This is a genomic window from Sphingomonas sp. 2378 (assembly GCF_038084995.1).
In the GTDB taxonomy this organism is placed as follows: domain Bacteria; phylum Pseudomonadota; class Alphaproteobacteria; order Sphingomonadales; family Sphingomonadaceae; genus Sphingomonas.
In genome coordinates this window covers 1-23848 of the sequence record NZ_JAXCMJ010000032.1, presented here as the reverse complement: position 1 = coordinate 23848, position 23848 = coordinate 1, and the positions used below count along the sequence as shown (strand labels likewise).

Annotated in this window: 19 protein-coding genes; 8 read left to right on the top strand and 11 right to left on the bottom strand. The window is 66.3% G+C overall.

Translation table 11 applies throughout. From position 1 onward, the window contains the following. Positions 1 to 87 precede the first annotated feature (87 nt). From SM191_RS14360 to cyoD, 5 genes are all read left to right on the top strand, one after another. On the top strand, positions 88 to 528 hold the full coding sequence (locus SM191_RS14360; RefSeq protein ID WP_341506799.1) for a hypothetical protein: 441 nt from the start codon (positions 88 to 90) through the stop codon (positions 526 to 528). 118 nt (positions 529 to 646) lie between these two features. Continuing rightward, a complete protein-coding gene (gene cyoA, locus SM191_RS14355; protein ID WP_341506798.1) occupies positions 647 to 1468 on the top strand; it encodes a ubiquinol oxidase subunit II in 822 nt (273 codons plus the stop codon). Continuing rightward, positions 1465 to 3477 carry a cytochrome o ubiquinol oxidase subunit I gene (gene cyoB, locus SM191_RS14350; protein ID WP_341506797.1) on the top strand — a complete coding sequence of 671 codons (2013 nt, stop codon included), beginning with the start codon at positions 1465 to 1467 and terminating at the stop codon, positions 3475 to 3477. Before cyoA ends, cyoB begins: the two co-directional genes overlap by 4 nt. Further along, positions 3474 to 4109: a cytochrome (ubi)quinol oxidase subunit III gene (locus SM191_RS14345; protein ID WP_341506796.1), complete on the top strand. Its 636-nt coding sequence runs from the start codon at positions 3474 to 3476 to the stop codon at positions 4107 to 4109. Before cyoB ends, SM191_RS14345 begins: the two co-directional genes overlap by 4 nt. Continuing rightward, entirely contained in the window at positions 4106 to 4489 is a 384-nt protein-coding gene (gene cyoD / locus SM191_RS14340) for a cytochrome o ubiquinol oxidase subunit IV (RefSeq protein WP_341506795.1), read from the top strand. Before SM191_RS14345 ends, cyoD begins: the two co-directional genes overlap by 4 nt. On the opposite strand, the gene glgX is transcribed toward cyoD, so the two are convergent. The 8 genes from glgX to ubiA all read right to left on the bottom strand — a co-directional run bounded on the left by glgX (position 4486) and on the right by ubiA (position 18126). After that, positions 4486 to 6279 carry a glycogen debranching protein GlgX gene (glgX, locus tag SM191_RS14335; RefSeq protein ID WP_341506794.1) on the bottom strand — a complete coding sequence of 598 codons (1794 nt, stop codon included), beginning with the start codon at positions 6277 to 6279 and terminating at the stop codon, positions 4486 to 4488. The genes cyoD and glgX overlap by 4 nt on opposite strands. 152 nt (positions 6280 to 6431) lie before the next feature. Next, positions 6432 to 8057, bottom strand: coding sequence for an alpha-D-glucose phosphate-specific phosphoglucomutase (locus SM191_RS14330; protein WP_341506793.1), 1626 nt, complete (start codon positions 8055 to 8057; stop codon positions 6432 to 6434). Further along, positions 8054 to 9508 carry a glycogen synthase GlgA gene (gene glgA, locus SM191_RS14325; protein WP_341506792.1) on the bottom strand — a complete coding sequence of 485 codons (1455 nt, stop codon included), beginning with the start codon at positions 9506 to 9508 and terminating at the stop codon, positions 8054 to 8056. Before glgA ends, SM191_RS14330 begins: the two co-directional genes overlap by 4 nt. Before the next feature lie 8 nt (positions 9509 to 9516). Then, complete coding sequence (glgC, locus tag SM191_RS14320; protein ID WP_341506791.1) at positions 9517 to 10779, bottom strand: glucose-1-phosphate adenylyltransferase; 1263 nt, start codon at positions 10777 to 10779, stop codon at positions 9517 to 9519. 78 nt (positions 10780 to 10857) lie between these two features. Further along, positions 10858 to 13011 carry a 1,4-alpha-glucan branching protein GlgB gene (gene glgB, locus SM191_RS14315; RefSeq protein ID WP_341506790.1) on the bottom strand — a complete coding sequence of 718 codons (2154 nt, stop codon included), beginning with the start codon at positions 13009 to 13011 and terminating at the stop codon, positions 10858 to 10860. Further along, positions 13008 to 15440, bottom strand: coding sequence for a glycogen/starch/alpha-glucan phosphorylase (locus SM191_RS14310; protein ID WP_341506789.1), 2433 nt, complete (start codon positions 15438 to 15440; stop codon positions 13008 to 13010). Before SM191_RS14310 ends, glgB begins: the two co-directional genes overlap by 4 nt. Before the next feature lie 91 nt (positions 15441 to 15531). Continuing rightward, entirely contained in the window at positions 15532 to 16842 is a 1311-nt protein-coding gene (locus tag SM191_RS14305; protein WP_341506788.1) for an Nramp family divalent metal transporter, read from the bottom strand. Positions 16843 to 17217: 375 nt separating this feature from the next. After that, positions 17218 to 18126, bottom strand: a complete 909-nt coding sequence (gene ubiA / locus SM191_RS14300) for a 4-hydroxybenzoate octaprenyltransferase (RefSeq protein ID WP_341506787.1) — start codon at positions 18124 to 18126, stop codon at positions 17218 to 17220. An 87-nt stretch (positions 18127 to 18213) separates the two neighbouring features. Between ubiA and SM191_RS14295 the strand changes: the two genes are divergently transcribed. After that, positions 18214 to 18360 carry a hypothetical protein gene (locus SM191_RS14295; RefSeq protein ID WP_341506786.1) on the top strand — a complete coding sequence of 49 codons (147 nt, stop codon included), beginning with the start codon at positions 18214 to 18216 and terminating at the stop codon, positions 18358 to 18360. Here the strand turns inward: SM191_RS14295 and SM191_RS14290 are convergent. Together SM191_RS14290 and ppk2 are read right to left on the bottom strand one after the other, a co-directional pair. Beyond that, entirely contained in the window at positions 18357 to 19370 is a 1014-nt protein-coding gene (locus tag SM191_RS14290) for a glycosyltransferase family 2 protein (protein WP_341506785.1), read from the bottom strand. The two genes, SM191_RS14295 and SM191_RS14290, sit on opposite strands and share 4 nt — an antisense overlap. An 87-nt stretch (positions 19371 to 19457) precedes the next feature. Further along, complete coding sequence (gene ppk2, locus SM191_RS14285; RefSeq protein ID WP_341506784.1) at positions 19458 to 20213, bottom strand: polyphosphate kinase 2; 756 nt, start codon at positions 20211 to 20213, stop codon at positions 19458 to 19460. Positions 20214 to 20291: 78 nt separating this feature from the next. On the opposite strand from ppk2, the gene SM191_RS14280 reads away from it, so the two are divergent. Then, a complete protein-coding gene (locus SM191_RS14280; RefSeq protein ID WP_341506783.1) occupies positions 20292 to 21035 on the top strand; it encodes a 16S rRNA (uracil(1498)-N(3))-methyltransferase in 744 nt (247 codons plus the stop codon). Between the two features lie 45 nt (positions 21036 to 21080). After that, the gene (locus SM191_RS14275) at positions 21081 to 22454 is read left to right on the top strand and encodes a glutamate--cysteine ligase (protein ID WP_341506782.1); all 1374 of its coding nucleotides are present in this window, start codon (positions 21081 to 21083) and stop codon (positions 22452 to 22454) included. An 88-nt stretch (positions 22455 to 22542) separates the two neighbouring features. On the opposite strand, the gene SM191_RS14270 is transcribed toward SM191_RS14275, so the two are convergent. Continuing rightward, positions 22543 to 23637, bottom strand: coding sequence for a methyltransferase family protein (locus tag SM191_RS14270; RefSeq protein WP_341506781.1), 1095 nt, complete (start codon positions 23635 to 23637; stop codon positions 22543 to 22545). Positions 23638 to 23848: the final 211 nt, after the last annotated feature.

Sequence of the window (23848 nt, the reverse complement as noted above, 5' to 3'; positions counted from 1 at the left end):
ACGCGCGCTGCCCCCGCCGTCACGCCCGCCCTTGGGAAATCCCCGCGCCGATGCCATAGTGAGGGGACGAAGGGGGATATCGGGACGATGGTCGCATCGTTGTTACTGGGACTGACGGCATTGCTGCGCCTGTGCCCGGACCTGCCCATCAGCCGCTGGCTGGCGCGGATGCTGGTCGAGGCGCCCGCGCACCGTCTCAACCGGATCAGCCCGGCGCAATGGGGCGTGATGATCGCCGGAGCCGTGGTGATCGGTCTCGCCATCTGGTTCGAGATCGACGAGATTCGGATGCTGGCCATGGCGGGCGGGTCGGCTGGCGATCTGGTGATGATGGCCTCGGCGATCGAATGGGGTGGGGTGGCCGAATTGAGTATGGCGGCGATCCTGTCCTCGTCGATGCTGGCGCGGTGGCCCGTCGTTCGGCGGATGGTCGCACGGCGATCCGCACGACGTGCTGTCAGGGCGCATCGAGTCCGCCACCCGGCCAATGACTCCGGCGACAGCGATGGGCGACGTCTCGCCGCCTGAATGGCGCTGACGAACAAGGAACGAAAGCACCCGCCCGCCGTTCACCGCCGGAATGCCCCGTGAACCGCGCCTGGCCCTTAATTTCGCGCGTTTCGCGTGGCTTGGGCCGTGCACGAGCTTGGCGGCCTGCGAGCCGGGCATACTGGACCCCGCCGGGCCGATCGCGGCGGGCGAGCGGAGCATCTTCTTCAATTCGCTGGCGGTGATGCTGGCGATCGTCGTGCCGGTGATCGTGCTGGCCTTCGCCTTTAGCTGGTGGTTCCGCGCGGGGAATGACCGCGCCAGGCATCTGCCGGAATGGGCCTATTCCGGGCGGTTGGAGTTGTTGGTATGGTCGGTTCCGGCGCTCGCCATCATGTTCCTGGGCGGTATCGCCTGGATCGGCAGCCATGATCTCGATCCGCCCAAGCCGATCGCTACCAAGGCGAGAACCATGACCGTCGAGGTCGTCGCGACCGACTGGAAATGGCTGTTCCTCTATCCCGAACAGGGGATCGCCACGATCAACCGGCTGGTCGTGCCGGTGGGCACGCCGGTCAGGTTCCGCATCACCTCGGCAGGCGTCATGAACAGCTTCTTCGTGCCGCAGCTGGGCAGCCAGATCTACGCCATGTCGGGCATGGACTCGACGCTCTACCTGCGCGCGGACAGGGCCGGACGGTATCGCGGGCTGTCGGCGCATTATAGCGGGGAGGGCTTTGCCGATATGGACTTCTTCGTCGATGCGGTGCCGCCAGCGAGCTTCGACCGCTTCGTCGCGGCCGCCAGGGCCGGACGGGGCAAGACGCTCGACTGGGCCGAGTTCGTCGCCATGGCGCGGCCCAGCCGCAATGTCCGCCCGGCCAGCTATCCCCGGCTCCAGCCTGGCCTGTACGACCAGATCGTCATGAAGAACGGCGCGCCCGAGGGCGAGAAAGCCAAGGATGGGCGCGAGCAATGAGCCTGACCGGCAAGCTCGGCTGGGACTCGATCCCGTTCCACGAACCTTTGCCGCTGGTGTCGGCGGCGGTCATCGGGGCGGTGCTGCTGGGCGTCCTCGTCCGGGTCTGGCGACGCGGGCATCTGCCCTATCTCTGGAATGAGTGGATCACCAGCGTCGATCACAAGCGGATCGGCGTGATGTATTGCCTGCTGGCGGGGGTGATGCTGCTGCGCGGTTTTTCCGACGCGCTGCTGATGCGGTCGCAACAGGCGATCGCCTATGGTAACGAAGGCTATCTGCCGCCCGATCATTACGACCAGATATTCTCGGCGCATGGCACGATCATGATCTTCTTCGTGGCGATGCCGTTCATGATCGGATTGATGAACTTCGTCGTGCCGCTGCAACTGGGCGTGCGTGACGTGGCCTTTCCGACGCTCAATTCGGTCAGCTTCTGGCTGACGTGTAGCGGTGCGCTGCTCATCAACATGAGCCTGGTCATCGGGGAGTTCGCCAAGACCGGCTGGCTGGTCTATCCGCCCTTGTCGGAATTGCGCTTCTCGCCGGGTGTCGGCGTCGATTATTATCTCTGGGCGCTCCAGATATCGGGGATGGGGACGCTGCTTTCCGGCGTGAACCTCGTCACCACCATCCTGAAGATGCGCGCGCCGGGCATGGGCTATAGCCGGATGCCGATGTTCACCTGGACCTCGCTGGCGTCCAACCTGCTGATCGTCGCGGCCTTTCCGGTGTTGACCGCGTGTCTGGCGATGTTGATCCTCGACCGCTATCTCGGCTTTCACTTCTTTACGGCCGATGCGGGTGGCAACCAGATGATGTTCGTCAACCTCATCTGGGCCTGGGGCCACCCGGAAGTCTATATCCTGATCCTGCCCGCCTTCGGCATCTTTTCCGAGATCATCTCGACCTTCTCGTCCAAGCCCTTGTTCGGATACCGCTCGATGGTCATCGCGACCATGGTGATCTGCATCCTGTCCTTCATGGTCTGGCTGCACCATTTCTTCACCATGGGGGCCGGGGCCGATGTGAACGGCTTTTTCGGCATCACCACGATGATCATCGCGGTGCCGACGGGGGTGAAGGTCTTCAACTGGCTGTTCACCCTCTATGGCGGGCGCATCCGCTTCACCTCGATGATGCTGTGGTCGATCGGGTTCATCGTGACCTTCGTGATCGGCGGCATGACCGGGGTGATGCTCGCGGTGCCCCCCGCCGATTTCGTGCTGCACAACTCGTTGTTCCTGGTCGCGCATTTCCACAACGTCATCATCGGCGGCGTGCTGTTCGGGGCGTTCGCCGGCTTCACCTTCTGGTTTCCCAAGATGTTCGGCTTCACGCTGGACGAGACCTGGGGCAAGCGCGCCTTCTGGCTGTGGATCAGCGGCTTCTACCTCGCCTTCATGCCGCTATACGTGCTGGGCCTGATGGGCATGACGCGGCGGATGCAGCATTATGATGTGCCCGGCTGGCATCCCTGGCTGATCGCCGCCGGACTGGGCGCGCTCCTGATCCTGGCCGGGATCGGGTGTCAGGTCATGATGCTCTACGTCTCGATCAGGACGCGCAAGGACCGCATCGACGAGAGCGGCGATCCCTGGGACGGGCGCACGCTGGAATGGATCACCACCTCGCCGCCACCCGCCTTCAACTTCGCGGTGCTGCCCGATGTGAAGGGCGAGGAAGCCTATTGGGGCATCAAGGCGCGCGCGCGGGAGAACCGCGCCTTGTCCGACCGTCCCGACTATGAACCGATCGAGATGCCGCGCAATTCGCCGACCGGTGTGGTCAGCGCCTTCTTCGCCACCGTCATGGGCTTTGCACTGATCTGGCATATCTGGTGGCTGGTCGTGCTGGGCTTTTTCGGCGCATGGGGAACGTTCGTGGTCTTCGCGTGGCGCGACAAGGCGGAGTATGAAATCCCGGTCGAAGAGGTCGAGCGACTCGACCAGGCGCGCCGTCGCAGCAAGGCGACCCTGCTCGACCTGCCCGAAGAGGCGCTGTCATGAGCCAGGCCGCGCAGACGCACGATCCCAACAAGCTGGGCCGCGCCGCCGAGCCCAACCCGGACGGCCCCGCGCCCAAGCGGGTCGTGGTGTCCTATGGCTTCTGGATATTCCTGCTGTCGGACTTCATCCTGTTCGCCTGCTTCTTCGCCGGCTATGCGGTGTTGAAGGACGCGACGGCGGGCGGGCCCTCGGGCAAGGACTTGTTCGAGCTGGAGCTGGTCGAGACGGAGACGGTGCTGCTGCTCCTTTCCAGCTTCGCCTGCGGCATGGCGGGGATCGGGACGCTGGCGCGCGACATGCGCTGGTTCCAGATCGCGATGGCGGCGACCGGCTTGCTGGGCGCGGGATTCCTGGCGCTGGAGGCCTATGAGTTCCTGCACCTGATCGGTGAGGGCCATGGGCCCGGGCGTAGCGCCTTCCTGTCGGCCTTTTTCGCACTGGTCGGGTGCCATGGGCTGCACGTCATGCTGGGGCTGCTCTGGCTGACGACGATGATGGCGCAGGCCTGGGCCAAGGGCTTCCGCGAGGACATCTTGCGCCGCATCCTGTGCTTCAGCCTGTTCTGGCATGCGCTCGACATCATCTGGGTGGCGCTGTTCACCATGGTTTACCTGATGGGAGTGCGCGGATGAGCGAGCGGCCCGACGAGGAAATGGCCCGCGACGAAACCGCGCCGGGTGAACAGAGCGAGAAGGACTCGATCGTCGGTGGCGTGCGCAGCTATGTCGTCGGCCTGGTCGCGGCGGCGATCCTGACGACCGCGTCCTTCGCGCTGGTGCAATTCGACATCGTCTGGGGCCCCGCCGTGCCCGCCGCTTTGGTCGCGCTGGCGATCGGGCAGATGGGGGTGCATCTGGTGTTCTTCCTCCACATCACCACGGGGCCGGATAACAGCAACAATGTGCTGGCGCTGTTGTTCGGGGTGCTGATCGTGGCGCTGGTGCTGCTGGGGTCGATCTGGATCATGGGGCATCTGAACCATAATCTGATGGGGCCGATGGCAACGCCCTAGCTCTGGATCACGGTGCCCCGGATGGCGGAGACGCCACGTGCTCGGCCAAAGCGGAGGGTCAGGCTTTGGTCGCCGAGCGGCAGGTGCAAGGCGAAGCCGTCGCCGTCCCAATCACCCGGCGTCATCGGGTCGCCGGAGAGGGTGCGCCATTCGGCATCGGCCAGCCAGTCCGTCCAGTCGATCGGCGTATCCCGGCGGAACTGGCCGAGCCGGGCGACGAAATCCTCCAGCGCGTCGTCGCGGTTTTCCCAGTCGAGCCATGTCGTGTCGTTATCCTGCGCATAGCCGTTATTGTTGCCTTGCTGGCTGCGACCGAACTCGTCGCCTGCGGTCAGCATCGGGGTGCCGCGCGACAGGAACAGCGTGGCGAGCATCGCGCGGACCGAGGCATGGCGCGCGGCCAGGATAGCGGGATCGTCGGTCGGTCCCTCGACACCATGGTTCCACGACACTTCGTCGCCATGCCCGTCGCGATTGTCCTCGCCATTGGCGTGGTTGTGTCGCTCGGCATAGGCGGTCAGGTCGGCCAGGGTGAAGCCGTCATGCGCTGCGACGAAATTGACCGAGCGGCTGGTGGCGCTGGCGAATATATCCGCCGAGCCCGCGATGCGGGTCGCCAGATCGCCCGCCCGCCCGTCACCGCGCCAGAAGCGGCGCACCTGGTCGCGATATTTGTCGTTCCATTCCAGCCAATGGTCGGGGAACTGCCCCAGCTGGTATCCGCCGGGGCCGATGTCCCAGGGCTCGGCGATCATGATGCGGCTTGAGAGGATCGGGTCGGTGGCGATCTCGGCGAAGATGGGGGCGCGGGCGTCGAAACCCGGTCCGCGCGCCAGCACCGGCGCCAGGTCGAAGCGGAACCCATCCACCCCCGCCCGCGCGAAATGGCGCAAGGCATCAAGGATCATCGCGCGCACGGCCGGGCGGCTGGCGTCGAGCGTGTTGCCCGTGCCCGCATCGTTGATCAGCGTGCCGTCGGGCGTGCGGGCATAGACGTCCGGGTCGAGCCCGCGAAAGGACAGCGTGCCGCCCTGCACATCGCTCTCGCCCATATGGTTGAAGACCAGGTCGAGGATCACGCCGATCCCCGCCTCGCGCAGCGCCGCGACAGTGGCGACCAGTTCGGCGACGCCGCCCGGCACCCGCTCCGGGCAGATCGCCATCGGCACGACCGGGTTGTAACCCCAGGCATTTCGCAAACCGAGCGGCGGCAGATGGCGCTCGTCGATGGCGGCGGTGATCGGCATGAGTTCGACCGCCGCCACGCCCAGCTTGCGGAGATGTTCGATGACGGTGGGATGGGCGAGTGCCGCCAATGTGCCACGCTGCGCCTGCGGCACGGCGGGATGGCGCATGGTGAAGGCGCGCACATTGAGTTCGTAGATCAGCCTGCCCGGCCGGAACAGCGGCGGGGCGGGGGAGTCGGTCAGTGGGGTGACGATACGGGCGCGAGGTATGATGTCGGCCGTGTCTTCGCCATAGGCGGCCAGACGCCGAGACTGGACGAAGGGGCGGTCGAGTTCGAGCGCATAAGGGTCGACCAGCAGCTTGGCGGGGTCGAACCACTGGTTGCGCGCGGGGTCGTATTCGCCATGGGCACGATAGCCATGGAGAGGGGCGGGGTCGGTGATGGTGACGGTCCACACATCGCCGTCGCGGGTCATGGGGATTCGGCGTTCGGCGGGGCCGTCGAACAGGCAAAGCTCCACTTGCTCGGCGGTCGAGCGCACCGCGAAGCGAGTCCCGCCTGGAACGGGCGTCGCGCCGAGAAGATAGGGCTGATTCGTCATGGCACGATCACCCTAACCCAGTCTGACCACTCCGGCGAAGGCCGGGGTCCAGTTGAGGCAGCGTCTCGGGCGTTTCACGCGCTTGGTAGCAACTGGGCCCCGGCCTTCGCCGGGGTGGAAGGGGGAGGGTGGTGGCCTCCCCCCAAGAGCCATCAGGTCACCACATCGGGTTCGGTGCGGCCGGTGTGCTGGGTGATGCCCGCGATCTCGTCCGCCGCCGCGATGATGTCGGCCAGCATTTCGGGCGTCTCGCGGTCGAGTTCGTCCGCCGAGTAACGCTCCAGATAGACGCGCAGCGTCGCGCCACTGGTGCCGGTGCCCGACAGGCGGAATACGACACGGCTGCCGCCCACGAATAGCACGCGAATGCCCTGGTGGCGGCTGACCGACTGGTCGGTGGGGTCTGTATAGGCGAAGTCGTCCGCCGTCTCGACCGTCAGCCCGGCGAACGTCTCGCCCGGCAGGGTCGCCAGCTTCCCACGAAGATCGGCCATCAGCGCATCGGCCCGCTCGCTCTCGACGCCCTCATAGTCGTGGCGCGCATAGTAATTGCGGCCATAGGTCGCCCAGTGGTCGCGCGCGATTCCGTCGACCGACTTGCCCGAGGCGGCGAGGATGTTGAGCCAGAGCAGCACCGCCCATAGCCCGTCCTTCTCGCGCACATGGTCCGAACCCGTGCCCGCGCTTTCCTCGCCGCAGATGGTCGCCATCCCGGCGTCGAGCAAATTGCCGAAGAACTTCCACCCCGTAGGCGTTTCATAGGCCGGGATGCCCAGCTTCTCGGCCACCCGGTCGGCGGCGGCGCTGGTCGGCATCGAGCGGGCGGTGCCCTTCAGGCCACCGGCATAGGCGGGCGCGAGATGCGCATTGGCCGCCAGCATCGCCAGGCTGTCCGACGGCGTGATGAAGCGCCCGCGCCCGATGATCAGGTTGCGGTCGCCGTCCCCGTCCGAGGCCGCACCGAAATCGGGCGCGTCGGGGGCCATCATCCGGTCGTACAACGCCTTGGCATGGACCAGATTGGGGTCCGGATGATGCCCGCCGAAATCGGGGAGCGGGGTGCCGTTCTTCACGGTGCCCGGCGCGAAGCCCAGCCGGTTCTCCAGAATCTCGGTCGCGTAAGGGCCGGTGACGGCGCTCATCGCGTCGAACGACATGGTGAAGCCGCCCTCGACCGCACGTCGGATCGCGGCGAAGTCGAACAGGCTCTCCATCAGCGTGGCGTAGTCGGCGACGGAGTCGATCACCTCGACGGTCATGCCGCCTACCGTCACCTCACCCAGCGTATCGAGGTCGATATCGTCGGCCTCGACGGTCAGCCAGCGGCTGATCGACTTGGTGTTGGCATGGATGGCATCCGTCACCTTCTCGGGCGCGGGGCCGCCATTGGAGATGTTGTACTTGATGCCGAAGTCTTCATCCGGCCCGCCCGGATTGTGGCTGGCCGACAGCACCAGGCCGCCGAGCGCTTTCCGCTGGCGGATCACGTTGCTGGCGGCGGGCGTCGACAGGATGCCGCCTTGGCCGACCACGACGCGGGCGAAGCCGTTCGCCGCCGCCATGCGGATCGCGACCTGGATCACCTCGCGGTTCAGGAAGCGGCCGTCGCCGCCGATCACCAGCGTCTTGCCGGTCTTCTCATCGCCCAGCGCATCGAACACCGACTGGATGAAATTCTCGGCATAGTTGGGCTGTTGAAAGACCCGGACCTTCTTGCGCAGGCCGGAGGTGCCCGGCTTCTGGTCCAGATAGGGCTGCGTTGCGACCGTCTTGATCATTTGTCCCCCAGAACGGATCGGTAAAGTTCGGCATAGTGGCGGCCGCTATGGTGCCAGCTATAGTCGGCGTTCATGCCATTCACCTGCATGATCCGCCATTGGCCTTGATCGGCATAAAGTCTCATAGTGCGACGCAGCACCGCGACGATATTGTCGGCGGTGACATGGTCGAATTGCAGGCCGGTCGGAACGCCCATGGCCAGCGCCGCCTCATTGGCGTCGATAATCGTATCGGCCAGCCCGCCGGTCCGCGCGACCACGGGCACGCAGCCATAGGCGAGGCCATAAAGCTGGGTCAGCCCGCACGGCTCGAACCGCGAGGGGATCAGGATCGCGTCGCACCCGCCCTGAAGCAGATGCGAGACCGGCTCGTCATAGCCGATTCGCACCGCCACGCGGCCCGGATGGCGAAGCGCGGCGGTGGCGAAGGCGATCTCCAGCGCCGGGTCGCCGGTGCCCAGCACCACCAGCCGCCCACCCAGGGCCACGAGATCGTCCACCACCTCGACCAGCACGTCCATGCCCTTTTGCCAGGTCAGGCGGCTGATGACGGTGAAGATCGGGCTGTCATCCTCGTCCAGTCCGAACGCTTTCTCCACCGCGCGCTTGTTGGCAATGCGGTCGTCCAGCGTCTCGACGGTGAAGGGGGCGGGCAGCGCGGCGTCGGACTCGGGGCTCCAGATGGCCGGGTCGATGCCGTTGACGATGCCGCTGACGCATTCGGCGCGGGCGGCGATCAGCCCTTCCAGCCCCATGCCATACTGCGCCCGGTGGATTTCCTCGGCATAGGTCGGGCTGACCGTGGTGATCGCGTCGGCGGTGCGCAGGCCCGCCTTCAGATAGCCGATCTGGCCGTAATATTCGACGCCGTCGACCGACCATGCCTCGGGCGGCAGGCCGAGATCGGGGAAGTGGTGCGCCGCGAACGAGCCCTGGAAGGCGATATTGTGGATGGTGACGATGCTCTTGGCGACCTTGCCGGGGCCGGGCGCGTAATGCAGGAAGGCGGGGGCCAGTGCGGCCTGCCAGTCATGCGCGTGGAGCAGGTCGAAGTCATAGCCCGGTACCGCGCCCGAGGCGAGGTCGGCGCCCGCGCGCGCCAGCACCGCGAAGCGCCGCCAATTGTCAGGCCAGTCGTTGCCGGCGGTATCGACATAGGGAAGCCCCTCGCGCTCCCAAAGCTGCGGCGCGTCGATCACCAGCAGGCGGTGCGCGCCGATGGTCGCTTCGCGCAGCCATGCCTCGGTGCCGATGATGTGCGGGAAGTGATGGACGCGGGGCGCGTCGTCGCCGATGGCGCGCATCACCTTGGGGAAACCGGGGATCAGGGTGGTGACGGCAATATCGTGCGGTGCCAGCGCCTCGGGCAGGGCACCCACGACATCGGCCAGCCCCCCGGTCTTGATGAGCGGAAAGGCTTCGGAGGCGACGGACAGGACGGAGAGGGTCATGATGGCTTTCAGTGGGCCAGACGATCGATCATCGGCTGGGTGATCAGGCAGATGCCCTTGTCGGTGCGGCGGAAGCGATGCCCGTCGAGCACGGGATCGTCGCCGACCACCAGCCCGTCGGGAATCTTCACGCCGCGATCCAGGATCACCCGCCGCAACCGTGCGCCGCGCCCGATATGGCAGAAGGGCAGCACCACCGCTTCGTCCAGCATCGCGAAACTGTGGGTACGAACCCCCGTCGACAGCAGCGAGCGGTGGATCGACGAGCCCGATACGATGCAGTCGCCCGCGACCAGGCTGGCCACCGCCGATCCGCGCCGCCCGTCCACATCATGGACGAACTTGGCCGGGGGCGTAATCTCGGCATAGGTCCAGAGCGGCCAGCTTCGGTCGTACAGGTCGAGCTGCGGCACCACATCGGTCAGGTCCAGGCTCGCCTCCCAATAGGCATCGACGGTGCCGACATCGCGCCAATACGCCCCGGGTTCGTCATGCGAGCGGACGCAGGAGGCGGAGAAACGGTGCGCCTGGGCTTTGCCGTGCTGGACCAGATAGGGGATGATGTCCTTGCCGAAATCGCGCGACGAACCGGGCGTGGTGGCATCGCGGCGCAACTGCTCGAACAGGAAGGACGTGCGGAAGACATAGATGCCCAGCGACGCCAGAGCCACGTCCGGATTGCCGGGGATGGAGGGCGGATCGGCGGGCTTTTCGACGAAATCGACGATGCGGTCGGTTTCATCGACATGCATGACGCCGAACGCGCTGGCCTCGGCACGACTGACCTCCAGACAGGCAACGGTGACGTCGGCACCGCTGTCGCAATGCTGCTGGAGCATCAGCTCATAGTCCATCTTGTAGACATGGTCGCCCGCCAGGATGACCATGAATTCGGGCGCATAGCTTTCGATGATGTCGATATTCTGGAACACCGCGTCGGCGGTGCCCTCATACCATTGGAATTCGCTGATCCGCTGGCTGGCGGGGAGGATGTCGAAGCTCTCGTTGCGTTCGTCGCGCAGGAAGTTCCAGCCGCGCTGGAGATGGCGGATCAGCGAGTGCGCCTTGTACTGGGTCGCCACGCCGATCCGCCGAATGCCGGAATTGATCGCGTTGGACAAAGCGAAGTCGATGATCCGCGCCTTGCCGCCGAAATAGACGGCGGGCTTGGCGCGGGTGTCGGTCATCTCCATCAGGCGACTGCCCCGGCCGCCCGCCAGCACATAGGCCATGGCATCGCGCGCCAGCGGTTGTCCGCGCCTCAGGTCCATCGTCCGTCTCCCGTCCATCTGTTGGTATCGCAACGCGCATTCCGGGCGTTCGTGTTCGTATAAAGCTATGACCCTGGATCAGCCGTCGAAGCGCAGGATGACGGTGGCCAGCGGCGGCAGCGTGACCCAGGCCGCGCCGTCCGTCGCATCCACGCCGCCCATATTGCCGAGGCCCGAACCCCAATATTGGCTGGCATCGGAGTTCAGCACCTCGGTCCAGCGGCCGTCATGCGGCAGCGGCAGGCGATAGGGCGCGCGCGCCACCGGCGTCATGTTGGCGATGACCGCGACCGGCTTTTCGCCCGGTGCCTTGCGCAGCCAGGCGAAGACCGAATGCGCGCTGTCGTCCGCGACCAGCCATTCGAACCCCTCGCGCTCGCAGTCGCGGGCATGGAGCGCGGGCGTGTCGCGATAGAGATGGTTGAGGTCGCGAACCAGCGAGCGGACACCCTCATGCGAGTGGCTGCACCGCAAATGCCAGTCGAGCGGGCGATCCTCCGACCATTCCTCGCGCTGGGCGAATTCCTGGCCCATGAAGAGCAGCTTCTTGCCGGGATAGGCCCACATAAAGGCGTAATAGGCGCGTAAGTTAGCGAATTTCTGCCAGTCGTCGCCCGCCATCTTGGTCAGCAGGCTGCCCTTGCCGTGCACCACCTCGTCATGGCTGAGCGGCAGGACGAAATTCTCGTCGAAGGCGTAATGCAGCCCGAACAGGATCTCGCCATGATGGTGCCGCCGATGCACGGGTTCACGCCCCATATATTGGAGCGTGTCGTGCATGAAGCCCATGTTCCACTTGAACCCGAAGCCCAGCCCGCCGTCATGCGCGGGCGCCGAGACGCCAGGCCAGGCCGTGGATTCCTCGGCGACGGTGAAGACGCCGGGATGCTGGCCGTATACCTGCCGGTTGACCTGGCGGAGGAACTCGACCGCTTCCCAATTCTCGCGCCCGCCCTGTTCGTTGGGCACCCACTCGCCGTCCTTGCGGCTGTAATCGCGGTAGAGCATCGAGGCGACGGCATCCACGCGTAGCCCGTCGATATGGTAACGCTCGGGCCAGAACAGTGCGTTGTTGACCAGGAAGCTCGCCACCTCGCGCCGCCCGAAATTATAGATGGCGGTGTTCCAGTCGGGGTGGAAACCCTGACGCGGGTCCTCGTGCTCGTAAAGCGCGGTGCCGTCGAAATGCGCCAGCCCATGCGCATCGGTGGGGAAGTGCGCGGGCACCCAGTCGAGGATCACGCCCACGCCGGCCCGATGTGCGCCATCCACGAAGCGGGCGAACCCTTCCACATCGCCGAACCGCGCGGACGGCGCGTAGAGCCCCGTCGTCTGATAGCCCCAACTCGGGTCATAGGGATGTTCGGAGATGGGCAGGAATTCGATATGGGTGAACCCCATCTCGACCACATAGGGGATCAGCCGCCCGGCCAGCGCGTCCCAGCTTAGATACCAGCCATTCTCGTCACGGTCCCAAGACCCGGCATGAACCTCGTAGATGCTGATCGGCACGCGGCGCGGGTCGATCCTGGACCAATGCTCGCGATGGGGGGCGTCCTTCCAGACATGCTGGGGCGGGGCGGTCGTCACCGAGGCGGTCTTGGGGCGAAGCTCGGCGGCGAAGGCGAAGGGGTCGGCCTTCATCGGCTGTTCCGCGCCATGCGGGCCGGTGATCGCGAACTTGTAGGCGCGGCCCTCGCCGATATCGGGGATGAAGATTTCCCACACCCCGACATCCAGCCGCCGCCGCATCACATGGCGGCCGGGATTCCAGTCGTTGAAATCGCCGACGACCGCCACCCGCTCGGCATTGGGGGCCCAGACGGCGAAGTGCACACCGGCCACGCCCTGATGCTCGATCAGATGCGCGCCCATCTTGTCGTACAGGCGGAAGTGATTGCCCTCGCCCATCAGGAAATCGTCCAGCGGGCCGAGCACGGGGCCGAAGCTATAGGGATCGGTGATCCACCATTCCGCACCGTGACCCTTGGCGCGATATTTGACCGGCTGGGGCTCGCCCGACACCGCGGCTTCGAACAGGCCGCGGGGATCGACCTGCTTCAGATCGCCCAAGGCCTTGCCGGTCAGGTCATGCGCGGTCACCTCCTCCGCCCCCGGCACCAGGGCGCGGAGGAACGTGCCGTCCGGCCCCTGATGGGGCCCCAGCAACGCGAAGGGATCGGCGTTGCGGCCTTCGATCAGGGCATCCAGAGCGGCACGGGGCGGTTTCACATCACGTTCCAGATTTCCTCGGCATATTGCCGGATGGTGCGATCGGAGGAGAACCATCCGACTTTCGCGACATTGTGGATGGCCGAGGTCGCCCAGCCCGCCTGGTCCTGCCAGCGGGTGTCGACCTGACGCTGTGCGGCGGCATAGGCGTCGAAATCGGCGGCGACCATGAACCAGTCGCCATCGTACAGCCCGCCCATCAGCCCGGCATAACGGCTGGGATCGTCGGGCGAGAACACGCCCGAGGCGATGGCGGAGACGGCCTGGCGCAGTTCCGGACTGTTCTCGATCGCCTCGCGCGGGTTGTAGCCGTCGCGGCGCTTGGCCGCGACCTCGTCGGCGGTCAGGCCGAAGATGACGATGTGATCGTCACCGACATGCTCCTTGATTTCGACATTGGCACCGTCGAGCGTGCCGATGGTCAGCGCGCCGTTCAGCGCGAACTTCATGTTGCCGGTGCCCGACGCTTCCATGCCCGCGGTCGAAATCTGTTCCGACAGGTCGGCGGCGGGAATGATCTTCTCCGCCAGGCTGACATTGTAGTTGGGGATGAAGCCGACCTTCAGCAGATGGCCGACGCTGGGGTCCGAATTGACCCGGCGGGCGACGTCATTGGCCAGTTTGATGACCAGCTTGGCATTGTGATAGCTCGACGCCGCTTTCCCTGCGAACAGCTTGACGCGCGGGGTCCAGTCGCGTTCGGGATGGCTGCGAATCTGGTCGTAGAGCGCCACCGTCTCGATGATGTTGAGCAACTGGCGCTTATATTCGTGGATGCGTTTGATCTGGACGTCGAACAGCGCATCGGGGTCCACGCGCAGCCCGCTCGATTCCCGGAGATAATTTGCCAGCCCCACCTTGTTGGAACGTTTGATCCTGAGGAAGCGTTCCCGGAAATTCGCGTCCTGTGCGAATTCCGTGAGCGCTACTAGCCTCTCGGCGTCGTCCTCGAAACCAGGGCCGATCGCCTCGCGGATCAGCGCGGTCAGTTGCGGATTGCATTGCTGCAACCAGCGGCGCGGGGTGATGCCGTTGGTCTTGTTGTTGATCCGCGTCGGATAGAGCCGATGCAGGTCGGCGAAGACCGTCTGCTTCATCAGCTCGGTGTGCAGCGCGGCGACGCCGTTGACGCTGTGGCTGCCCGCAAAGGCCAGGTTCGCCATGCGCACCCGCCGCTCGCCGCCCTCGTCGATCAGGCTGATCGCGGCGATGGCGCGGTCGTCCATCCCCTCGACCGCGCGGGCCTCGCGCAGCAGCTTGGCGTTGATCGCATAGATCAACTGCATGTGTCGCGGCAGCAACCGCTCGAACAGGTGGAGCGGCCAGCTTTCCAGCGCCTCGGGCAGCAGCGTGTGGTTGGTATAGCCGAAGGTGCGCCGCGTGATGTCCCACGCCTCGTCGAAGCCCAGATCGTGCTGATCGACCAGCAGCCGCATCAACTCCGCCACCGAGACGGCGGGGTGGGTGTCGTTGAGCTGGATCGCCGCCTTGTCGGGCAGGGTGCGGATATCGTGGAAATACTGGATATGCCGCCGGACGATGTCCTGGAGCGAGGCGGAGGAGAAGAAATATTCCTGTCGCAGCCGCAGTTCCTGACCCGCTGGCGAACTGTCGGAAGGATAGAGGACGCGGACCAGCGTCTCCGCCGCCAACTGCCCCGCCAGTGCGCCCGTATAGTCGCCCGCATTGAACCGATCGAGCCGGATCGGGTCGATCGCCTGAGCCGTCCATAGCCGCAGCGTGTTGACCCGCTTGCCGCGCCAGCCGACCACGGGGGTATCGACCGCGATGGCCTCGATCGCCTCGGCGGGCTTCCAGTGGACCGCACCCGTCTCGGTCCCGATCACCTCGCCGCCGAAGCCGACGAAATACGCGCTCTCGCGCCGCTCGAATTCCCAGGGGTTGCCATGGCTCAGCCAGGTTTCGGGGAGTTCCACCTGCCAGCCGTCATCGATCCGCTGGCGGAACATGCCGTTCACATAGCGGATGCCATAGCCGTAAGCGGGCAGGTCGAGGCTGGCGAGGCTCTCCATGAAACAGGCCGCCAGCCGCCCCAGGCCGCCATTGCCCAGCGCCGCGTCGGGTTCGATCTCCTCCAGCGCGGCCAGATCCACGCCCAGCGTCTGGAGCGCGCCCGCCACCTGCGCCATCACGCCCAGATTGGACAGCGCGTCGCGCAGCAGCCGCCCGATCAGGAACTCCAGGCTGAGATAATAGACCCGCTTGGCCCCCGCCGCATGGGCTTCGCGGGTGGAGGCCATCCAGCGTTCGATAATGTCGTTGCGGACGGTCAGGATGGTCGCGGCCAGCCAGTCGTGCGGCCGCGCATTGGCGGCATCCTTGCCGATCCGGTGCACCAATGTGTCGATGATCGCGTCGGCCAGCGGTCCGGTGTCGTCGACATGCAGGGTGGTGATGGTGGTCGTCATTGATTCGGGCGTCCCTGTCGGTCCAGTCGCGCCCAGCTTAGCCGCGCTACAAGTGAAGTCACGCGGCATTCCCTCGCAACTGCGAAAGAGATCAGCCCGTCGTCAGCCCCCACAACAGGGTCAGGTTCAGGGCGATGATGATCGCCGCAATGATCCAGGCCAGGATGCGCAGCCAGACCGGGCTGGCGAAGGGCCCCATCATCCCCCTGTCCGCCGTGAAGCGGACCAGCGGCACCACCGCGAAGGGGAGTTGCAGGCTGAGGATCACCTGGCTGAGCACCAGCAGCCTGGTCGCGCCCGTCTGTCCGCTCGCGCCCACGACCAGCACGGCGGGAATGATCGCCAGCCCGCGCGTGATGAGCCGCCGCAGCCAGGGGGCGAGCCGCAGGTCGAGGAAGCCCTCCATCACGATCTGCCCGGCCAGCGTCCCCGTCACCGTCGAATTCTGGCCCGAGGCGAGCAGCGCCACGCCGAACACCACGCTCGCCGCGCCCGCGCCCAGCATCGGGGCGAGCAGGCGGTACGCCTGGTCGATCTCCGCCACATCGGTCCGCCCCGCGACGTGGAAGGTGGCCGCCGCGACGATCAGGATCGCGGCGTTGATGAAGAAGGCGAAGAACAGCGCCACCGTGCTGTCGATCGTCGCCATGTTGATGGCGTCGCGCTTGCCCTCGGTCGTGAGGCCATAGGCGCGGGTCTGCACCACCGAGGAGTGGAGATAGAGATTATGCGGCATCACCGTCGCGCCGAGAATGCCGATCGCGATGTAGAGCATCGCCGGGTCGGTCACGATGCGGGTGGAGGGAATGAAACCCGCCATCACCGACCCCGGATCGGGGCGCGAGGCGATCAACTCGTAGAGGAAGCAGCCGCCGATGATGAGGAGGAGCGCGATGATGAACGCCTCCACCTTGCGGAACCCGTAACGCTGGAGCGCGAGGATCAGGAAGACGTCGAGGCCGGTGATGAGGACACCCCAGACCAGTGGCAGGTCGAACAGCAATTGCAGCGCGATGGCTGTGCCCAGCACCTCGGCCAGATCGCAGGCGATGATCGCGATCTCGCAGAGTAGCCACAGGATGCGCGAGACGGGCTTGGAATAGGCCGCGCGGCATGCCTGCGCCAGGTCCAGCCCGGCGGCGATGCCCAGCCGCGCCGACAGCGCCTGAAGGATCATCGCCATGATGTTGGACAAGAGGATGACCGAGAGGAGGGCATAGCCATAGGCCGATCCGCCCGCGATATCGGTCGCCCAGTTGCCCGGATCCATATAGCCGACCGCGACCAGATAGCCCGGCCCGGCAAAGGCGAACAACCGTCGCAGGAAGGAGGCTCCCTCCGGGATGGCGATCGAACGATGGCTTTCGGCAAGCGAGCGGGTGGCGGGCGTGGCTACGGTCATCGACCTTGAGATGTGACGGAAATGCGCCAACGCGACAACCCGGCAAAGCGTTGCGGCAGATCAAGCTGGGGGTGTCATCCCGGCACGGGCCGGGATCTCTTTCGATAGGTGGTTTCGGTCGCTAAAGGCCCCAGCCTGCGCTGGGGCGACGGTATGGAGCGTTACCCCTCCCCTTCAGGGGATTGTTGCGAAACCCATTGCACCATCCCGGCGAAGGCCGGGATCCAGTTGGGATGGCGTTGGTAGGTCATTCCCATCGCGACGTCACTGGACCCCGGCCTTCGCCGGGGTGGTGCGTGAAAGGATCGGACGGTGAACTTTCGCGACGATCCCTGAGGGGGGCTATCCCCAGCGGCCACCCCATGTCGTCATGGTCTAGCCCGCGCTGCCCACCACCGCACAGGCCAGCGCCATCAGCAGCCCGGCGAACCGGTTCGACCGGAACCGGTACAGCGCGCCCGCGCCGTCGTCGGGCTTCAACGTCGCAACCTGCCACGCCAGATGCACCGCGACCGGCACCAGCGCGGCGACCGCCAGCGGATCGGGCCGCACCAGCCAGATCGCGCCCGCCCAGCACAGCACCGCCGCGACGTAGAAGGCCCCCACACCCGGCTTGACATGCGCCCCCATGCGCAATGCCGAGGAACGGACCCCGATCAGCGCATCGTCCTCGCGGTCCTGAAGCGCATAGATGGTGTCGTATCCGATCACCCAGGGGATGGACCCGGCATAGAGCAGCCAGAGCGGCGTCGAGAGTTCCCCGGCCACCTCCACCCAGCCGACCAGTGCCGCCCAACTGAACACCATGCCCAGCCACGCCTGCGGCCACCAGGTGATCCGCTTCATGAAGGGATAGGCCGCGACCGGCGCGAGGCTGGCCACCGCGACGATCGCGGCGAGGGGCCGCAACTGCACCAGCACGACCAGCCCGATCAGGCACAGCACGCCCAGCCAGATCGCCGCCAGCTTCACCGACACAAGCCCCGAAGGAATCGGCCGCGCTCGCGTCCGCGCCACCTTGGCATCCAGATCGCGATCGACGATGTCGTTGAAGACGCAGCCCGCGCCCCGCATCGCGATCGACCCAAGCAGGAACCACAGCACCAGCGGCCAACGCTGCGGCAGTCCGCCCGCCAGCGCGATCGCCCAGACGCCGGGCCAGAAGAGCAACCACCAGCCGATCGGCCGGTCGAACCTGGCCAGCAATGCGAGCCCCCGCCACCGGGGCGGCAGCCGCCCGACCAGTCCCTTATGCTCGCTATCGGGTACGATCTCGATGGTCATGCTCCCGCGCCTATGGACGTCCCCCGTGGCGCGCAAGTGCGTTCGCACCTATCTTCACGCCGTGACCTCCTGTCCCGTCTCCATCCCATGATCGGCCTGTCGGTCGCGGTCGGCCGTTTCGTCGAGGCGCTGTTCTGGGCGATCCTGCGTGTGGCGGGGATGGTCGGCGGGCTGGTGCTGCTCGCGGCGCTGGGGCTGATGATCCTCTGGTGGCTGGTCCGGCGGCGGCGTTAGGCGGCCAGTATCGCCAGTTGCGATCGAATCACGTCCAGATTGTGCTGCGCCAGATGGCTGCCGCGACCGGCGACGCTGCCCTCCAGTTGCGGACGCTCGCCGATGGCGAGGCAACGTTCCCAGGCGCCCTCGGCCAGCGGCAGCCAGTGGTCGAGCGCGCGGGCCGGTTCGGCCATCGCCAGGTCGAGCAGCAGGTCGCCCAATATGAAGAAATAATCGGGTGACTCCGGCCAGTTGGCAAACTCGCCGTCCGCCAGTGCCAGGGCCTCGTCCAGCCGTCCGGCCTTGGCCAGGAATGGGATGGCGGTGATGACCAGTTCGTGCCGCCAGTTCGCGGTCGGCGCGGTGGCCGCCAGCGCGCGGGCGTAATAGTCGCAGCCGGCGGGGATATCGCCGCGCATCTGCGAATCCTTGCCCAACTGGTAAAGGAGATAGGCGTCGTCGGGGCGTTCGGCGAAATCCTCGAGCAGCAACTGGTGGTTGCGGTCCTTCTTCCGCTCGATCTGCGCGGCACGATAGCCGTCATGCCCGATGTCGAGCGCGATCCGGTGGCGGGGCAGGGGAGAGGCGATCTGTTCGTGGACGCGCCCTTCGTAGACGACGCCGCGCGGCACCAGCCGCGTTACCCAGCTTCGCGACGCCGTGTCCGCCCCTTCCGCCTCGTTATGGATGCACGGGCACCCCAGCCGATCGGGCGCGGCGGCGCACCATTGGCGAATGACCGCGCCGCCGCCCGCGATCCACTCATCGGCATCGAGGATCAGGTTCCAATCCGCATCGGCCAGCATCAGCGCATGGTTGCGGGCGACCGCGAAACTGTCGGGCCAGTCGAGATGATGGACCTCCGCGCCCAGGTCCCGCGCGATGGCGACTGTATCGTCGGTCGATCCGGTGTCGAGCACGACCATCCGGTCGACCCAGGGCGCCACGCTGGTCAGGCAACGGGCGATGCTGCGCGCTTCGTCGCGGACGATCAGCACGGCGGCGATGTCGGTCGTGGTCCGTGCCATGGGCGCGACTTTCCCTCTCGGCCATGGCCGGATGCGATGGCGTCGCGCCGTTAAAGCGCATCGGGGTAAGGAAAGTCTGAACGCGCCCTATTTCGCCAGCCGTCCGTCCTCGAGCGCCGCCATGTCGAACGGGAAGAGCAGGTCGGGGTCGGGCAGTTTGACGTCCGTCGCGATCTCGGGCGGGGCGATGCGGTGGAGGATGTGGCGGATGATCGCGATCCGCGCGTCCTTCTTGTCGTCGGCACGGACGATATGCCACGGCGCGAAGGGGGTGTGGGTGCGGGTCAGCATCGCGTCGCGCGCCGCCGAATAGTCCGCCCATTTGGCCTGCGCGACCTTGTCCATGTCGGACACCTTCAGCGCCTTCAGCGGATCGGTGCGCCGCGCCTCCAGCCGTTTCTCCTGTTCGTCCTTGGAGATGTCGAGCCAGATCTTGACCAGCTTGATGCCGCTTTCGACCAGCATCCGTTCGAAATCGGGGGCGTCGCGGAGGAACGCCTCCTGCTCGGTGGCGGTGGAGAAGCCCATCACCACCTCCACGCCCGCGCGGTTGTACCAGCTTCGGTTGAAGATCACGATCTCGCCCGCCGCAGGCAGATGGGTGGCGTAGCGCTGGAAATACCATTGCGTCCGCTCGCGATCGGATGGCTTGGGCAAAGCGACGATGCGGGTGGCGCGGACCGAGAGATGCTCGGTGATTCGCTTGATCGTCCCGTCCTTGCCCGCCCCGTCGCGCCCTTCCAGCACGATGACGACGCGTTCGTCGGTGTCCGCCATCGCCATCTGGGTGCGGACCAGCGCCAGTTGGAGTGCTTCCAGTTCCTCGTGATAGTGTTTCGCCATCGTCACCTCCTTGGGGGGGAAGAAACACCCGAAACCGCAAAAGTGGCAAGCGCCGCGCGACCCGTGTAAGCGAAGCCGATGCCCGCTACCCCCGCCTGGCCGCCCCAATCCACCCCCCGCCTGTTCGTCGAGCAGATGTTGGGGGAGGGGCCGATCCGCATCGACGGCCCCGCCGCGCATTATCTGGTGTCGGTGATGCGCACCAGGGTCGGCGATCCGGTCAAGCTGTTCGACGACCGCAGCGGGGAATGGCTGGGCGTCGCGGCGTCGGTCGGCAAGCGTGACCTGACACTCGATGTAACCGAGCGGTTGCGCGAGCGCGAGGCGGTGCCCGATTTGTGGCTATGCGCCGCGCCGCTGAAGAAGGGGCGGGTCGACTGGCTGGCGGAAAAGGCGTGCGAACTCGGCGTCGCGCGGCTGGTGCCGGTCGTCACGCGCCGCACCGTGGTCGACAAGCCCAATACCGAGCGTCTGCGCGCACACATGATCGAGGCGGCCGAGCAATGCGGCCGTACCGCCCTGCCGGAAGTGGCCGAACCGGTGAAACTGCCCGCGCTGCTCCGCGACTGGCCGGAGGGGCGGGCGCTGTTCTTCGCCGACGAGACCGGGGGCGTCCCCGCGCTCGACGCGATGCGCGCCCATAAAGGCCCGGCGGCAATCCTGATCGGGCCCGAAGGCGGCTTCGACGCTGAGGAGCGCGAGGCGATTCGGGCGCACCCGTCCGCCATCGGCATCGGCCTGGGCCCGCGCATCCTGCGCGCCGATACGGCGGCGGCGGCGGCGGTGTCGCTATGGATGGCGGCGGCGGGCGACTGGTGTTGATTCACCCTATGGCGTCGCCGCGCGCGCCCGCGTAAGGCGCGGTTCATGAGCACCAAGACCGCGAGCACCGCCAAGGGCGCCATCATCGAGTCCCGCGACCAGTTGATCGCCAGCTTCGCACGCGGGGAAAAGCCCCGCGACCGCTGGCGGATCGGGACCGAGCATGAGAAATTCGTCTATGCGCTGGGCGACCATCATGCGCCCTCCTATGACGAGGCCTCGGGCATTCGTGCGCTGCTTGGCGAGTTGGAGCAATATGGCTGGGAGCCGGTGCTGGAGGGCGGCAACGTCATCGCACTGAACGGTGCGGACGGCTCGATCAGCCTGGAGCCGGCCGGTCAGTTCGAGCTGTCCGGCGCGCCGCTCGACAATCTGCACCAGACCTGTGCCGAGACAGGTCGCCATCTGCAACAGGTGAAGGCGGCGGGCGAGAAGCTGGGCCTGGGCTTCCTCGGTCTGGGCATGTGGCCCGACAAGACCCGCGCCGAACTGCCGATCATGCCCAAGGGCCGCTATGCGATCATGCTGCGCCACATGCCGCGCGTCGGCTCGCTGGGGCTCGACATGATGCTGCGCACCTCGACCATCCAGGTGAATCTGGATTATGCGTCCGAGGCCGACATGGTGAAGAAGTTCCGGGTCGGCCTGGCGTTGCAGCCGCTGGCGACCGCGCTGTTCGCCAACTCGCCCTTCACGGAAGGGAAACCCAACGGCATGCTCTCGTTCCGCAGCCATATCTGGTCGGACACCGACCCCGCGCGCACCGGCATGCTGCCCTTCGTGTTCGAGGACGGGTTCGGTTACGAGCGCTATGCCGACTATGCGCTCGATGTGCCGATGTATTTCGTCTATCGCGACGGCAAGTATATCGACGCGGCGGGCCTGTCGTTCCGTGACTTCCTGAAGGGCGAGCTGTCGGTCCTGCCGGGCGAGTTGCCGACGATCGAGGACTGGAACGACCATCTGTCGACCGCCTTTCCCGAGGTGCGGCTCAAGACCTTCCTGGAGATGCGCGGCGCCGATGGTGGCCCGTGGAACCGCATCTGCGCGCTGCCCGCGCTTTGGGTCGGGCTGCTCTATGACGACGCGGCGCTGGATGCGGCCTGGGATCTGGTCAAGGGCTGGTCGCTGACCGAGCGGCAGGCGCTGCGGGACGCGGTGCCCGAACTGGCCCTCGACGCGCCGCTGCCGGGTGGCGGGCGGTTGCGCGATATCGCGGGCGAGGTGCTCGACATCGCCCATGCGGGGCTTGCCGCACGTGGGCGGCTGAACGGGGCGGGGGATAACGAGACCGGCTTCCTCGACCCGCTGCGCGAGATCGTCCGCTCGGGCAAGGTGCCCGCGCAAGGGTTGCTCGATCGGTATAACGGCGAATGGGGTGGGGACATCGCGCGGGTTTATGGCGAAGCGAGCTTCTGAGGTTTTCCCGTAAGCTTCGACTTCGCTCAGCCTGAATCGGCTCACAGCCTCCGTTCAGCCTGAGCGAAGTCGAAGGCCAAGGGAATCCCTACCGCCCCAATACCCACCGAAAGAATCGCGGCACCAAACCGTACTGCGCCATCCACGCCGAATAATCCCGATACGTCGGATCGGCCGACAAATGCCGTTCCTCGGTCCGCGCGCGCCAGTAATAGATCCCGCTGACCACCCCCAGCAGCAGCGTACTCCGCGCCGCATCCACCCATGAGCCCGTCGTCAGCACGGGGATGGTCGCGATCCACCAGAAGATGTTCTTCGACAGATAGGCCGGATGTCGCGACACCGCATAGGGCCCGTGGGTCAGGATGCCCCGGTGGGTCAGGTTGGAAAAGCGGATACCGAACGCCACGGTCGACCAGGCATAGACGGCCGTCAGCCCGACCAGCACCGCTCCGATCGCGGCCAGCACGACGGGATGCCCCGCGAACCAGTAACTCCACTCCGCCGTGCCCGGTCGATAGTCGAGCGGCCCGCCATTGGTCATCAGGATCGTCGGCGGGTAACAGATCAGCGCCGCTGCCCACGCCGCCGCATAGGGATTGGCCGAGCGGATATGCGCATCGAGCGGCCGCAGGGTCAGCATATATCCGACCGTGGCGAAGGCGACGTCGATCAGGAACATCAGCGTGATCAGCCAGTTGGCCAGCGCCACCGGATCGTGCAGCACCACGGACAGGTCGCCACGCACGAACATCCCGAACCCGCCCGGCACCACCCCCAGCATGAAGGGCAGGAAGAACGCCTTCACCGCCCATGCCCGCAGATGGGCATGGATCGCCTCCGCCTCCACCCCCGGCTGCCCGGTCAGCCACGCCCCCAGCATCCAAGCGCCGTCCCTGGGCTCCACCAGCCGCCGGTCGAGCCACAACACATAAGGAATGGACAGCAGGAACAACGCCGGCGCGGCCCAGGCCAGGCAGTTCATCGCGAACAGGAAAATGCCCTGCCAATAGAAGCGCCCCGTTGCGAAGATCAGCGCGATCCCGCCGAAGGTCGCCCATAGCCCGGCCAGCTTGGTCAGGCTGATGTCCAGAGTCTCGCGATACGGACGCGGATGCTCCCAGTCGATGCCGGTCGAGGGACGGCGATGCACTTGGTCGACCAGGACCGACCAGAGCAGCATCGGCACCCCGGCGCACAGCAGATGGAACAGCGCCGCATAAGGCCCGTCCAGATGCCGCCACCGCGCTAAGGCGATCCACGCGACCGATCCGACCAGCCCCGCCAGCCCGACGCCATGGCTGACGGCGGAGGCGGGGCTGGTCGGATCGGTCGCGTGGATCGCCTTAGCGCGGTGGCGGCATCTGGACGGGCCTTATGCGGCGCTGTTCCAT